Origin of the sequence: Xanthomonas sp. Leaf148 (genome assembly GCF_001423585.1) — a bacterium.
GTDB lineage: Bacteria > Pseudomonadota > Gammaproteobacteria > Xanthomonadales > Xanthomonadaceae > Xanthomonas.
Genome location: NZ_LMOP01000001.1, coordinates 40,285 through 55,219, shown reverse-complemented (window position 1 = coordinate 55,219; position 14,935 = coordinate 40,285). Strand labels below are relative to the sequence as shown.

11 protein-coding genes are annotated in these 14,935 nt (G+C 63.8%); all 11 read left to right on the top strand.

What is annotated here, in order from left to right:
- The first annotated feature begins 54 nt into the window (after nucleotides 1–54).
- The 11 genes from folP (at nucleotide 55) to alaS (ending at nucleotide 14,816) form a co-directional block, all read left to right on the top strand.
- Nucleotides 55–957 (top strand): dihydropteroate synthase, encoded by a 903-nt coding sequence (folP, locus tag ASF90_RS00215; protein ID WP_055844282.1) that lies wholly within the window; start codon nucleotides 55–57, stop codon nucleotides 955–957.
- Nucleotides 957–1,940 (top strand): tRNA (adenosine(37)-N6)-dimethylallyltransferase MiaA, encoded by a 984-nt coding sequence (gene miaA, locus ASF90_RS00210; RefSeq protein WP_055844279.1) that lies wholly within the window; start codon nucleotides 957–959, stop codon nucleotides 1,938–1,940. Before folP ends, miaA begins: the two co-directional genes overlap by 1 nt.
- A 77-nt stretch (nucleotides 1,941–2,017) precedes the next feature.
- Nucleotides 2,018–2,296: an RNA chaperone Hfq gene (gene hfq, locus ASF90_RS00205; RefSeq protein ID WP_005915027.1), complete on the top strand. Its 279-nt coding sequence runs from the start codon at nucleotides 2,018–2,020 to the stop codon at nucleotides 2,294–2,296.
- A gap of 11 nt (nucleotides 2,297–2,307) precedes the next feature.
- A complete protein-coding gene (gene hflX, locus ASF90_RS00200; protein ID WP_055844274.1) occupies nucleotides 2,308–3,627 on the top strand; it encodes a ribosome rescue GTPase HflX in 1,320 nt (439 codons plus the stop codon).
- 374 nt (nucleotides 3,628–4,001) lie between these two features.
- Nucleotides 4,002–4,496, top strand: coding sequence for a CinA family protein (locus ASF90_RS00195; RefSeq protein ID WP_005992383.1), 495 nt, complete (start codon nucleotides 4,002–4,004; stop codon nucleotides 4,494–4,496).
- 255 nt (nucleotides 4,497–4,751) lie between these two features.
- Nucleotides 4,752–7,286 carry a TonB-dependent receptor gene (locus ASF90_RS00190; RefSeq protein WP_055844271.1) on the top strand — a complete coding sequence of 845 codons (2,535 nt, stop codon included), beginning with the start codon at nucleotides 4,752–4,754 and terminating at the stop codon, nucleotides 7,284–7,286.
- Nucleotides 7,287–7,724: 438 nt separating this feature from the next.
- On the top strand, nucleotides 7,725–9,401 hold the full coding sequence (gene ubiB, locus ASF90_RS00185) for a 2-polyprenylphenol 6-hydroxylase (RefSeq protein ID WP_055844268.1): 1,677 nt from the start codon (nucleotides 7,725–7,727) through the stop codon (nucleotides 9,399–9,401).
- Between the two features lie 80 nt (nucleotides 9,402–9,481).
- On the top strand, nucleotides 9,482–10,123 hold the full coding sequence (gene lexA / locus ASF90_RS00180; RefSeq protein WP_055844265.1) for a transcriptional repressor LexA: 642 nt from the start codon (nucleotides 9,482–9,484) through the stop codon (nucleotides 10,121–10,123).
- 172 nt (nucleotides 10,124–10,295) lie between these two features.
- The gene (gene recA, locus ASF90_RS00175) at nucleotides 10,296–11,330 is read left to right on the top strand and encodes a recombinase RecA (protein WP_055844262.1); all 1,035 of its coding nucleotides are present in this window, start codon (nucleotides 10,296–10,298) and stop codon (nucleotides 11,328–11,330) included.
- Nucleotides 11,331–11,577: 247 nt separating this feature from the next.
- The gene (recX, locus tag ASF90_RS00170) at nucleotides 11,578–12,066 is read left to right on the top strand and encodes a recombination regulator RecX (protein WP_055844260.1); all 489 of its coding nucleotides are present in this window, start codon (nucleotides 11,578–11,580) and stop codon (nucleotides 12,064–12,066) included.
- Between the two features lie 101 nt (nucleotides 12,067–12,167).
- Nucleotides 12,168–14,816, top strand: a complete 2,649-nt coding sequence (gene alaS, locus ASF90_RS00165) for an alanine--tRNA ligase (protein WP_055844257.1) — start codon at nucleotides 12,168–12,170, stop codon at nucleotides 14,814–14,816.
- Nucleotides 14,817–14,935: the final 119 nt, after the last annotated feature.

Below are 14,935 nucleotides of genomic sequence, written 5' to 3'. Positions count from 1 at the left end.
CGCCGCACCGGCTCAGATCACCCTCTCTCTCACTCGCTTCAGGAGAAACCACTGATGTTCGATACCGCCCTCAAGCTGGATTGCGCTGGTCGCAGTTTGCGACTTGATGCGCCGCAGGTGATAGGGATCGTCAACGTCACGCCGGACTCGTTTTCCGATGGCGGCCAGCACGCGACCTGTGAGGCGGCGATCGCGCACGGGCTGCGGCTGGTGGAGCAGGGCGCTGCGGTGCTCGACATCGGCGGCGAATCCACCCGTCCCGGTGCCACCGCGGTATCGCTGGAAGACGAATTGCAGCGTGTGATCCCGGTGATCGAGGCATTGGTGCAGCAGACCAGCGTGCCGATCAGTGTGGACACCTTCAAGCCGGAGGTGATGCGCGCGGCGGTCGCTGCCGGTGCCGGCATGATCAACGATGTCTATGCGTTGCGTTCGCCGGACGCGCTGGACGCAGCATCGGAACTGGGCGTGCCGGTGGTGCTGATGCACGCACGCAGCGCACCGCATGCGATGCAGGACGCGCCGCATTACGACGACGTGGTGGCGGAGGTGCATCGTTTTCTGGCCGAGCGCATTTTTGCCGCCGAGATGGCCGGCATCGACAAGCGCCGATTGATCCTTGACCCGGGCTTCGGCTTCGACAAGACCACCGCGCATAACCTGACCGTGCTTGCGCAGTTGCAGCGCCTGCAGGAGTTCGGCTTGCCGGTGCTGGCGGGGCTGTCGCGTAAACGCAGCATCGGCGAATTGACCGGGCGCGAAGTTGCGGCCGAGCGGGTGCATGGCTCGGTCGCGGCGCATCTGATCGCCGCGCAACACGGTGCCATGTTGCTGCGCGTGCACGATGTGGCGGCGACCGTGGATGCCTTGAAGGTCTGGAACGCGGTGGCTGCGATTCCGACCCCGCGGGTCAGTGCGCCGGCGGCGCCGACCATTCGCTGGCCGGACGAGGACTGATGCCGGCCGACCGACGCCCGCTTGCGATCGCCCTGATGGGCCCTACCGCCAGCGGCAAGACTGCGCTGGCCCTGGAGGCGGCGGAACGCTGGAATGGAGAGATCGTCAGCGTCGATTCGGCCCTGGTCTACCGCGGCCTGGATATCGGTGCGGCCAAGCCCGATGCCGCGATGCGCGCCGCAGTACCGCACCACCTGCTCGACCTGCGCGACCCCTGGCAGATTTATTCGGCCGCTGAGTTCGCCGCCGATGCACGCAAGGCGATCGACAACATCGTTGCGCGCGGCAAGTTGCCGATCCTTGCCGGCGGCACCGGGCTGTATTTCCGTGCGGTGCTCGAAGGGCTGTCGCAATTGCCCGAAGCCGACCCGACCGTGCGAGACGCAATCGCCGCCGAGGCCGAACAGATAGGCTGGGCCGGCTTGCATGCGCAACTGGCGCAGGTCGACCCGATCGCCGCAGCGCGCATCCATGCCACCGACCCGCAGCGCATCCAGCGTGCGCTGGAGGTGTACCGCCTCAGCGGGCGGCCGATCAGCTATTGGCAGGCGCTCCCGTCAGGGCCGCGCCTGCCGCTGCGGGTCTTGAAAATCGTGCTGGCGCCGCAAGATAGAGCGGTGCTGCACGCACGTATCGCGCAGCGCCTGGACGCGATGCTGGCGCAGGATTTCCTCGCCGAAGTGGAGCGTTTGCGGGAGTTGCCGCAGATGCGCGCCGTGGCTGCGCCGCTGGATTTGCCGGCAGTGCGCGCGGTCGGTTATCGCCAGGCCTGGGACTATCTGGACGGCGCCGGCAGCTTGGCCGAGTTCCGCGACAAGGCGATTCAGGCGACCCGGCAACTGGCCAAACGGCAGCTCACCTGGCTGCGTGGCGAGCTCGACGCACGCTGGTTCGACCCGGAGCGTGATCGGCATCAATTGGACGACGCACTTGTCGGCTTCCTCGCTCATCGTTCCACTGTGCAGCAGGCTTCAGGCGTGTAACATCCCGTTTCCGGGGCCGGCTGGGGATAGCAGGTGTCGACCGGGACAATAAGAACAATAATGAAGAGGATTTTTCGATGGCTAAGGGGCAATCGTTGCAGGACCCATTCCTGAATGCGCTACGGCGCGAGCGGGTGCCGGTCTCTGTGTATCTGGTCAACGGCATCAAGCTGCAGGGCACCATCGAGTCGTTCGACCAATTTGTGGTCCTGCTGCGCAACACCGTGAGTCAGATGGTTTACAAGCACGCCATCTCCACGGTCGTGCCGGCGCGCAACGTGCGCGTGGGGCCGGGTGGTGGGTATGTGCAATCCAATGAAGGTAATCAAGCGGAAGATGACGACGTCGAGCAGTAATGGAGTAACGCGTGTTTGATCGTTCCCGCAAGGGTGAGCACGCGCTGTTGATTCAGACCCATGCAGGTGGGCCTGCCGAAGACGATGTGCTGGAGGAGTTCGCCGACCTTGCGAGGTCGGCGGGCGCCACGGTGGCGGCAACGCTCACCGCGCGCATCGACAAACCCAGCCCGTCGACCTTGATCGGCAGCGGCAAGCTAGAAGAAATCAAGGCCGCCGCTGAGGCGACTGGCGCAGATCTGGTCTTGGTCAACCACACTTTGTCGCCGGGTCAGGAGCGCAATCTGGAGCGCTACCTGGAGCGGCGCGTGATCGACCGTACCGGCCTGATCCTGGACATCTTTGCGCAACGCGCGCGCAGCCACGAAGGCAAGCTGCAGGTAGAGCTTGCCCAGCTGCGGCATATGGCAACACGGCTGGTACGCGGCTGGACCCACCTGGAGCGTCAGCGCGGCGGTGCGATCGGTCTGCGCGGCCCCGGCGAAACCCAGCTGGAAACCGACCGCCGCCTGCTGCAGAAGCGTGTGGAGCAGTTGCAGCAGCGCTTGGAAAAAGTCGAGGTGCAGCGCACCCAGATGCGCCGTGCGCGGATGCGCAGCGAATTGCCGCGCATTGCATTGGTCGGCTACACCAACGCCGGCAAGTCGACGCTGTTCAATGCGTTGACCGGTGCGCAAGCCTATGTGGCCGATCAATTGTTCGCCACGCTGGACCCCACCGTGCGCCGCATTGCATTGCCAGGCGGCAGTGCGATTCTTGCCGATACGGTGGGCTTCGTCCGCGATTTGCCGCACCAATTGGTTGCTGCCTTCCGTTCGACGTTGTCCGAAGCACGCGATGCCGATTTGTTGTTGCATATCGTCGATGCCGCCGACCCGCTGCGCGAAGAACGCATCCTGCAAGTCGATGAAGTGTTGCAGGCGGTGGGCGCTGGCGATCTGCCGCAGCTGCTGGTGTTCAACAAGATCGACAAGATCGACGGCGCCGAAGTTCGCCACGATGCGCAGGACGGTATTCCGGATCAGGCGCGGCGCGAACGCGTGTGGGTGTCGGCGCGCGACGGGCGTGGCTTGCAGGAACTGCAGCATGCACTCGGTCAACGCCTGGATCTGCGTCATCTGACCGGACAGCTGCGCTTGCCGTCGTCGGCCGGTCGCCTGCGTTCCAAGCTGCATCAGCTGGAAGTGGTGTGCAACGAGCAGTCCGACGAGGACGGTTGGTTGCTGGAAGTCGATCTGCCGATGGTCGAAGCCGAACGGCTTGCCGCCGGAGATGACGGCGCGCCGTTGCGCGCAATGCTGCCGGACCGTCGGGAAGACTGGGAAACCTGACGCGGCATTCGACGGGGCTGGCCGCAGTCAGCTGCGCGCCAGCTGCAGATTGCAGGCCCCGTTCACCCATCGCAGGCGTCACCACGCACGGGCTGCCGCGTCCCGATGCATGTCGGTGCGGACCGTCAGGTCCGCCGTGACTTCAGTGTCGTGTGCGCTCCCTGGATTGACCATCTGTTGCTGCGCAGATCAGCGGGAAACAGTCACCTACGTGCGATGTCAGGCTGCAGCTCCATCAGCGGCATCCCGCACTGCGTGGGCACTTGCCGAAACAGGCGGGCGGTCCAAACACCGATCGCTGACCAGGCAGCTGGCGCAAGACAGCGCGGGCAAATTCGGATAAAAGTGACCGCTGTTCAATCCTGACCCCCGCAATGACGTCTCCCACTGATCACGACCTTCTACAGCTCGCCGAGTCGCTGAGCGCCCAATTACGCGCGGCGCGCGAGCGGCTAGTGACCGCCGAGAGCTGTACCGGCGGCTGGATTGCCAAGGCAATGACCGACATTGCCGGTTCTTCGGACTGGTTCGATTGCGGCATGGTCGCTTACAGCTACGAGGCCAAGCAGGCGCTGCTGCGGGTCAGGCCGCAGACGCTGGAGGTGCATGGCGCGGTCAGCCGGGAAACCGTGATCGAAATGGTGTCCGGTGCATTGGTGACCTCCGGTGGCAGCATTGCCGTCGCCGTGACCGGCATTGCCGGGCCGGGCGGTGGCAGCGAAGACAAACCGGTGGGCACGGTGTGGATCGGCTGGAAACGACGCGGCGGCTACGCCACGGCGCAGTTGTTCCAGTTCGACGGCGACCGCGATGCAGTCCGTCGTCAAACCGTGGTCGCGGCACTGCGTGGCTTGAGCGCGCTGCTATAGCGGATGTGCGGCAGCTACTGCACTTACCGATGTTCCACCTCTGACATCCATGACATCCATCCGGCAGCGGTCAATGTGCGTGCCCCACGCCGGGATCGCTCAAGTTCCACGGCGTAGCGCTAGAGTTCGCTAAGGGAGCGCCGTGTTCGGATTGATGTCCGTGCTCACTGCATATCGGCGTTAACGTCTTTCTCACACGGCTCGTACCATCTGCTGCGCTTGCGCATGTACGCGTCTCTTCATCCGGGGAAGTTGATGAGCATCGAACGCTGCTATTGCACTGCACTTGCGCTTGCCGTTATCGCCGCAATTCAGACCCCGCTGTTGCATGCGCAAACGCAGGCAACTGCCGAGCACACCGAGCCGGCAACGCTGGCCGCGATGAAAGTCACCGCGCAAAAACGCGAAGAAGAACTGCAGGATGTGCCTGTGATCGTGTCGGTGCTGTCCGAGCAGCTCCTGCTGGACACGGGCGTGAACGACATCAAGGATTTGCAGGTGCTGGTGCCGGGCTTGATCGTCACCAGTACGCAGAGTGCGGCACAGACCAGCATCCGCATTCGCGGCATCGGCACCGTGGGCGACAACGCGGGCCTGGAAGCTTCGGTCGGCGTGGTCATCGACGGTGTGGCGCGTGCGCGCAACGGTGTGGCGTTCTCCGATCTGGGCGAACTGGAGCGCATCGAGGTGCTCAAGGGCCCGCAGGGCACGGTATTTGGCAAGAACACCTCCGCTGGCGTCGTCAACGTGGTGACCCGGCGGCCCAGCTTCACGCGCAGTGCCGATGCAGAAATCACCGCCGGTAATTTTGGCGCATTCGGGCTGGCCGCCGCGTTCAATGACGCGGTGGGTGAAACCGCCGCGCTACGCGTCTACGCGGCAAAGCGTCGCCGCGATGGGTTTGAAGACGTGGTCACCGGTAACGGCCCGCGTACCGATACACGCGACGGCGATCAGAATCTTGAGACCGGACGTGTCCAGCTGCTCTGGGAGCCGTCTCACGATCTGGCGATCAACTTCTCTGCCGATGCCACCAACCGCGCGGAGAATTGCTGCGTCACCGTCACCACCGAACGCGGGCCGCTGGCGGCGGTCATGGATGCAGTCGCTCCGGGAGGTCAGGCCGGTATTCCCATTGCTGACCCGTCGCGCCGGCTGGCTTATAGCAATCGCGGCACCGTTCAGAACATTCGCGATCGCGGCGTGTCCGCGCAGGTCGACTGGACCACGCCCTGGCTAAACGAGGCGACGCTGACATCCATCACCGCACTGCGCGACTGGACGGCGGTCAACGGCTTGGACTTCGACTACAGCGCCGCCGATGTGCTGTACCGCGAGCCGCGCAAGGACGAGACGTTCACCGGCTTCAGAACCTTCAGTCAGGAGTTGCGCCTGGCCGGCTCCACCGAACGCGTGGACTGGATGATTGGCTTCTTCTATGCCGACGAAAGGCTGCGACGCAACGAGTCGTATCGCTTCGGAAGCGCCTACGAACCCTATCTTTCGACAGCGCTGCTGGCGCGGGTCAACCCGGCCTTGGCCACGCGTGCAGATGCACCGCGTTTTCTCGCCGATGCCACTGGCGTGCCGGCCGGTTCGCTGTTCCGCGGACTTGGTAGCCAGGATCGTTATCGTCAGGATGGCAAGAGCGTGGCGCTGTTCACCAACAACACCTGGCATGCGACCGATGCATTGGATGTGGTGATGGGTTTGCGCTACACGCACGAAAACAAGGTGCTGGCCTCGACCTACGACAATCCGGACGGCAGCCCGGCGTGCGCCAGTTATTTCGCTGCCAACGGGCAGTTGAATCCTGCGGCATTGCGCCGTATCGGCGCCGCCCTGGGTGCACGTGGCGTGCCTGCCACGGCGGTACCGCTGATCGCGCCGCAGGTGATCGGATTCACCTGCCTGCCGTGGAGTAACGTGGCACACAACGGCCGCAGGACCCACCAGGAACTGACCGAGCGCGAATGGTCCGGGACCGTCAAACTGGCTTATCGCTGGAGCGACGAGGTGATGACGTATGCCTCGGCTGCCCGTGGCTACAAGGCGGGCGGCTTCAATCTGGACCGGGTGCAGTCGGCAGATGGCCTGTCCAGCGGCGCGCAAGGAATCGTGCCGGTAGACGACACGGCGTTTCCCGGCGAGTTCGTCAACAGTTTTGAATTGGGTGCCAAGACCACCTGGATGGACGGCAATCTGCTGTTGAATGCGGCGCTGTTCTACCAGAACGTCAGCGATTTCCAGCTCAACAATTTTCTCGGCACCAGTTTCGTGGTTCGCTCCGTGCCTACCGTGATTTCGCAGGGAATCGACACCGAATTGCTCTGGCAAACCGGCGTGCGTGGCTTGATGCTGCAAGGTGGGCTCAGCTACACGGATACCACGTATGGTGATGACCGTTTGCCCGACGCCGATCTTGCGCTGTTGCCGGGTAGCCGCATGAGCTTCGCACCGCGTTGGTCGGGCAATCTGTCGGCTACCTACGAACGCCCGCTGGGCAATCAGCTGACGGCGCGTTTCAATCTGGGCGCCAAATACTCATCCGACTTCAACGCCGGCACCGACCTGGATCCGCAAAAGGTGCAGCCGGCCTACACCATCGTCAATGCCAGGGCCGGTATCGGCGCAGACGACAAGCGCTGGATGGTGGAAGCCTGGGCGGAGAATCTGGGCAACGAAACCTATCGCCAGGTCGTCATCGACGCGCCGCTGCAGGCCGGTTCCTGGAACGCATTTCTCGGCGCGCCGCGGACCTATGGGTTGACCTTGCGCCTTCGGTATTGAAGCCACTGGGCCGCACTGCGTGCTGCGCGATCGAAGCGTCAACTCGCACGCGCACCACACTGTGCGCTAAGCCCGCAGCGGATAGAGGCGCGACAGCGGCGGAGAGATCGGCTACAAACTAGAATCTCTTCGCCAACCTCTGTGGCCGATGTTCGGGTTTTCCGCTGCTGTGTTCGATACGTTGCCATCCATCTTCATCCGGCGCAGTCCGCCTGGTGCGTCGCCGGTTATTGCTGCGCAGGTGCGCCGGCTTGCGCCACGTGAGGCGGGGAGTCACGCGGCTGTCTTGCCGGCACGTGATGCTGGTGGGCCTGTGGTCGTGGATCGGTCGGTGCGCGAGGCATCGCTATCGCACCAAGAGATCGCTCACGTTGGGGTCTGCGCGCAGGCGTGTAGCGAGCCAGCCACCCGTTTCGAACCTGCGCAGGCGGTGCACTGATGTGGGAAGCGCTTGGCACCGTGCGTGACCTCGGGCGTCTGCAGGAAATCGCCTCGGTCCTGATTCGATACGGCTTTGGCGATGTGGTGCGCCGCATCGGGCTGGCCGATGTGCTCGAACGTGCCGGCAGGTTGCTGCACTGGAACAACGCCGAGGGCCGCTTGCGGATGTCCGCCGCCATGCGTGTGCGTCGTGCGCTGGAGGAGCTCGGGCCAACCTTCGTCAAGCTGGGGCAAGTGCTGGCGACGCGTGTCGACTTGCTGTCGCCGGAATGGATCGAAGAACTGAGCGAACTGCAAAATGCGGTTCCTGCATTGCCGTTCGAACAGATCCGGCCGCAATTGGTCGCCGCATTGGGCGCAGAGCCGGAAAGCGTGTTCGCACGCTTGGACGAACAACCCCTGGCTGCTGCATCGCTGGCGCAAACGCATCGCGCCTGGCTGGCCGACGGCACGCCGGTGGTCTTGAAGATCCGTCGTCCAGGCATCGGTGACACCATCGATGCGGATCTACGTCTGCTTGCGCGGCTGGCCGACATCGTCGAAACGCGCGCACCCGATCTCAAGCGCTATCGCCCGGCTGAAGTGGTGCAGCAATTCACTGTCTCGCTGCGGCGCGAGCTGGACTTCGCCGCCGAGTGTCGCAATGCCGAGCGCATCGCCGCCAACTTCGCGCACGACCCGCAGGTGGTGGTGCCCGCGGTGTATTGGCAGTGGACCTGCGAGTCGCTCAATGTGCAGGAGTTCATCGATGGCATCCCCGGGCGCGACATGGTGTCGGTCGATGCGGCGGGGCTGGATCGCAAGGCGCTTGCGCGCACGGGTGCCGGCATCGTGCTCAAGATGGTGCTGCAGGACGGCTGCTTCCACGCCGACCCGCATCCGGGAAACATTTTCTATCTGCGCGACGGTCGTATCGCCGTCATCGATTTCGGCATGGTGGGGCGTGTGTCCGAACAGCGCCGTTTCCAGGTCGCGCAGCTGCTGCACGGCATGGTCAGCTACGACGCCGAGGCGGTCATCGATGTGCTGCTGGAGTGGGCCGGCACCAGCCTGGATATCGACGAGGCGCGGCTGCAACAGGACATCGGTGCATTCGTCGACGAATACCGTGGCGTGCCGTTGAAAGAGCTACGCATCGGCGCGATGCTCGGCGACGTCACCGCCATCCTGCGCGATCACGGACTGACGCTGCCGTCGGATCTGGCGCTGATGATCAAGGCCTTTCTCACTCTCGAAGGGATGGGGCGCCAGCTGGATCCGGATTTCGACATGGCCACCGAAGCGCGGCCGTATCTGGAGCGCGTGGTGTTGCAGCGGTACGCACCCAGCGCCATGTTGCGCCGCAGTCGACGCACCGTGACCGGCGCGATCGATCTGATCGGCGATCTGCCACGCGATCTCAAGCGTCTGATCCAGGCCGCACGGCGCGGCAAGTTGCAGCTGCACGTGGAAACGCGCGCCCTGCGCGAGTTCGGCGAGCAGGTCGACCGCGCCGCCAATCGGCTCACCATGGGCATCGTGACCGCTGCCTTGGTGATCGGTTCGTCGATCGTTATGAACAGCGTCGGCGGGAGCGCCAGTCGATGGTTACTGGCGCTGGGCGTTGGCGGATTCATCGGCGCCGGCTTGTGCGGCATCTGGATCCTGTTTTCGATCTGGCGCAGCCGGCGCTAGCGATCGTCAGGGCTGCCGGCCTTCTCGACAGGGGAAACTAGCTATTGCGCATGGCCTTGTTAGTAGTAATACTACTAACCATGGACCTGACCGATACCCAGCAAGCAATCCTGGCCTTGATCGCCGAGCGCATCGACGCCGACGGTGTCCCGCCTTCGCAGACCGAGATCGCCCGCGCCTTCGGCTTCAAGGGCGTGCGCGCCGCGCAGTACCACCTGGAGGCATTGGAGCAGGCTGGCGCGATCCGTCGCGTGCCGGGTCAGGCACGCGGCATCCGGCTGGCCGGGCAGGGCGCGCACTCGCGGACGCCGCCGGTCGCCGAGCCACTGCGCGACGACGTGCTGCGCCTGCCGGTGCTAGGGCGTGTTGCAGCGGGCCTGCCGATCGGCGCCGATATCGGGTCCGACGACTTCGTCGTGCTCGATCGGGTGTTCTTCTCGCCGTCGCCGGACTATCTGCTCAAGGTGCAGGGCGATTCGATGCGCGACGAAGGCATCTTCAACGGCGACCTGATCGGTGTCCACCGCACCCGCGACGCGCGCTCGGGGCAGATCGTCGTGGCCCGGATCGATGAAGAAATCACCGTCAAGTTGCTCAAGATCGGCAAGGACCGGATCCGGCTGCTGCCGCGCAACCCGGACTACGCCCCGATCGAAGTGTTGCCAGATCAGGATTTCGCCATCGAAGGCCTGTACTGCGGGCTGCTGAGGCCCAATCGCTGAGGGCTGCACCGATGTCTGTGCTGGCGTTTTCCCCAGCCGGCATTGCAGGATTCGCCGCTGCCCGCACAGGATTCGCAACATTACTCTGAGTGTGTCGCCACCAGTCTCAGCCCGTGCGATACACCGCCGTTACATTTGCTCCACACCGAAATCACTGACAAGGATCACCCAGATGGATGAGAACAAGAAGCGCGCCCTTTCCGCCGCACTGAGCCAGATCGAAAAGCAATTCGGCAAGGGCTCCGTGATGCGCATGGGCGATCGCGTGATCGAGGCGGTCGAAATCATTCCGACCGGTTCGCTGATGTTGGACATCGCACTGGGGATCGGCGGCCTGCCGAAGGGTCGCGTCGTGGAAATCTACGGGCCGGAATCCTCGGGCAAGACCACCTTGACCCTGCAGGCCATTGCGCAGTGCCAGAAATTGGGTGGCACCGCTGCGTTCATCGACGCCGAGCATGCGCTCGACCCGATCTACGCGGGCAAGCTGGGCGTCAATGTCGACGATCTGCTGCTGTCGCAGCCGGACACCGGCGAACAAGCGTTGGAAATCGCCGACATGCTGGTGCGCTCGAGCTCGGTCGACATCGTGGTGATCGACTCGGTGGCTGCACTGACGCCGAAGGCGGAAATCGAAGGCGAGATGGGCGACCAGCTGCCAGGTCTGCAGGCACGTCTGATGAGCCAAGCGCTGCGCAAGCTCACCGGTAACATCAAGCGTTCCAACACCTTGGTGGTCTTCATCAACCAGTTGCGCCACAAGATCGGCGTCATGATGCCGGGTCAGAGCCCGGAAGTGACCACCGGCGGTAACGCGCTCAAGTTCTACGCCTCGGTGCGTCTGGACATCCGTCGTATTGGCGCGATCAAGAAAGGTGACGAGATCATCGGCAACCAGACCAAGATCAAGGTGGTCAAGAACAAGTTGGCGCCTCCGTTCAAGCAGGTCGTGACCGAAATCCTTTACGGCGAAGGCATCAGCCGCGAGGGCGAACTGATCGACATGGGCGTGGAAGCCAAGCTGGTGGACAAGGCGGGCGCCTGGTACAGCTATGGCGACGAACGCATCGGTCAGGGTAAGGACAATGCACGCGGCTACCTGCGCGACAACCCGCAGGTGGCGGCCAAGCTCGAAGCCGAGCTGCGTGAGAAGTTCCAGCCCGCGGAAGCGCCGCGCGAAGCGGGCGACGACGCCGAGAAGGAATAAGCGCTGCCGGCAGCAAGCGATTGCGGTCCGAGTGGGCGGCATGGCGCACATCCCGTCATGTTCCCGCAGGACATGACGGACTCAAGCGCCTGGCAACAGCTCACTACTGAGCGACCGGTAAGGCGGAGTTTTTCTATCGCGAGGACGGCGGAGTCAGTGCCGTTGCTTCTCGCGGTAGATCTATCGAAGGCCAGGAGGGTAGGCGCCATGGAAGGCGCATTGATTCAGCGATCGGGGACACGTCACGATGGACGAGCAAGAGCCCGCACCAAAACGGGGGCGGCGGTTCAAAGAGCAGACGCCGGTCCAGCGCGCACTTGGTCTGCTGGTGCGGCGCGAGCACTCGCGCAAAGAATTAAACCGCAAGCTGCTGGCGCGCGGTATCGAGCCAGATGCTGCACAGGCGGCGGTGGAGCGGCTGGCTGGCGAGGGCTGGCAGGACGACACCCGGTTTGCTGCCGCGGTGGTGCGTAATCGTGCTGGCTCCGGCTACGGCCCCCTGCATATTCGTGCCGAACTCGGAACCCATGGCCTGGATAGCGAGGCAATCAGTGCCGCCATGGCGACGTTTGAAGGTGACTGGACCGAGAACGCACGTGATCTGATCCGGCGCCGGTTCGGCGAGCAAGGCCCGGTAGATCTGCCGCAGCGACGCAAGGCCGCCGATCTGCTGGCCCGGCGCGGTTTCGACGGCAACAGTATTCGTAGCGCCACGCGCTTCGACCTTGAGGACTGAAGGCGTCAGGCCTGCTACCCTTTGTGGTTTCAGGTTGTTCCCCTCATCTGCGCCCACATCTCATTGGGTGACCGGGACTGCCGCCCGCCCAATGCCAGCTCATGAACGCACCTGCCAAATTCAGCACCTCCCAGATTCGTAGTGACTTCCTCGCGTTTTTCGAGGGGAAGGGTCACACCATCGTGCCGTCCGCGCCGCTGGTGCCGGGCAACGACCCAACCTTGTTGTTCACCAATTCCGGCATGGTCCAGTTCAAGGACGTCTTCCTTGGCGCGGAAAAACGCAGTTACGTGCGTGCTGCGGACGTGCAGCGCTGCCTGCGTGCCGGCGGCAAGCACAACGACCTGGACTCGGTGGGCTACACCGCACGCCACCACACTTTCTTCGAAATGCTGGGCAACTGGTCGTTCGGCGACTACTTCAAGAAAGATGCCATCGCCTGGGCATGGGAGCTGCTGACCCAGGTCTGGAAGCTGCCGGCCGACCGTCTGCTGGTGACCGTCTACCACACCGACGAAGAAGCCGTCGCCTTGTGGCGCGACATGATCGGCATTCCCGAAAGCCGCATCGTGCGTATCGGCGACAACAAGGGTGCGCCATACGCGTCCGATAATTTCTGGCAGATGGCCGATACCGGTCCGTGCGGCCCGTGTACCGAAATCTTCTTCGATCATGGCGATCACATCGCTGGCGGTCCTCCCGGTTCGCCGGACGAAGATGGCGATCGCTTCATCGAGATCTGGAATCTGGTCTTCATGCAGTTCGACCGTCAGCCCGACGGCACCCTGGTGCCGCTGCCGGCGCCGTGCGTGGATACCGGCATGGGGTTGGAGCGTCTGGCGGCGATCCTGCAGCACGTCCACACCAACTACGAGATCGATCTGTTCCAGGCCTTGATCGGCAAGGCCAGTGCGCTGACCGGCATCGCCGACCTGGAAAACAAGTCGCTGCGGGTGATCGCCGATCACATCCGCGCCTGTTCGTTCCTGATCGTCGATGGTGTGCTGCCTTCCAATGAAGGCCGTGGCTACGTGCTGCGCCGGATCATTCGGCGTGCGCTGCGGCATGGCTGGATGCTGGGCGTGCGCCAGCCGTTCTTCAGCAAGATGGTGCCCACCCTGGTCGAGCTGATGGGCGAGGCCTATCCGGAACTGGTGGTGGCGCAGGAAACAGTGGCGCGCGCCCTGCTGGCGGAAGAGGAGCGTTTTGCCGAGACGCTGGACGCCGGCATGAAGATCTTCGACGACGTCGCGTCGCGCTCGCAGGACGTGATTCCCGGTGCAGACGCATTCCGTCTGTACGACACCTATGGCTTCCCGGTCGATCTGACCGCCGACATTGCACGCGAGCGCGGTATGCGCGTGGACATGGAGGGCTTCGATTTCGCCATGGAGCGTCAGCGCGAGACCGCGCGTGCGGCAGGCAAGTTCGGCGGCGGCGTCGCATTGCCGGCCGATCTGGTTGCGACCATGTCGCCGACCGTATTTCTGGGCTACGAGGCGTATGACGCCGACGCGCTGAAGGTTGTCGCGCTGCTCAAGCAGGGCCGCCCGGTCGAGCGTGCCGAAGCCGGCGATGAGGTCATCGTGTTCACCGATCGCACGCCGTTCTACGCCGAATCCGGCGGTCAGGTCGGCGATAGCGGGCAGTTGAGTACGGCCGATGTTTCCATCGACGTCGCAGACACGCAGAAGTTTGCCGGCCAGTTCCATGGGCATGTCGGACGCATCACCGAAGGCGCGCTGGCGCTGGGTGACGTGCTGGCAGGCGGCATCGACGTGCAGCGCCGCGGCAAAACCATCCTCAACCACTCGGCCACGCACTTGCTGCATGCCGCATTGCGCGAAGTGCTGGGCACGCATGTGCAGCAGAAGGGCTCGCTTGTGGCGCCCGACCGCTTGCGTTTCGACTTCTCGCATTTCCAGCCCATCACTGCGGAAGAACTGGCAGTGGTCGAGCGCAAGGTCAATGCCGAGGTGCGCACCAACCACAGTGTCGAAGTGCACAACATGGCCATGCAGGAAGCGCTGGATTTCGGCGCGATGGCCTTGTTCGGCGAGAAATATGGCGAGCACGTGCGCGTGCTGAAGATGGGTGGTTATTCCACCGAGCTGTGTGGCGGTACCCATGTCAGCCGCACCGGCGATATCGGTCTGTTCAAGATCACCTCCGAAGGCGGCGTGTCGTCGGGCGTGCGTCGTATCGAGGCGGTGACCGGGCAGGGCGCGCTGGATTACGTTGCCGATGAAGAACGCCGGCTGTTCGAGGCGGCAAGCCTGCTTGGCGGCAACACTACCGAGGTGGTCGACAAGGTGCGCGCACTGACCGAGCGTCAGAAGCGTCTTGAGCGCGAGCTGGAATCGCTGAAGGCCAAGCTGGCCTCCGGCGCGACCGCAGATCTTGGCGCCAGTGCTGTCGACGTGGATGGGGTCAAGGTGGTTTCCGTACGTCTGGAAGGATTCGATGCAAAGGCGCTACGCGAGGCGATGGACCGCTTGAAGCAGCAACTCGGCGATTCGGTGATCGTGCTGGCCGGCGCATCGGCGGGTAAGGTTGCGCTTGTCGCCGGCGTGAATGGCAGCCCAACTGGCAAGGTGAAGGCGGGGGAACTCCTCGGCCATATCGCCAGTCAGATCGGAGGCAAGGGCGGTGGCCGTCCGGATCTCGCCCAGGGTGGTGGCGAGGACGGGCCCGCCCTTGCGACCGCACTCGACGGTGTGCCCTCCTGGGTCAAGCAACACTTGGGCTGAACACTTGTCCTGCTATGCCTTGCTGGCTAGCAGGATGTCCCGCTACCATTTCTGGTCTATTCCCTTTACCTAGGGCGCGTCTCACTCACGAGGCCGTCGATGCTGGTGGGAAATCCACC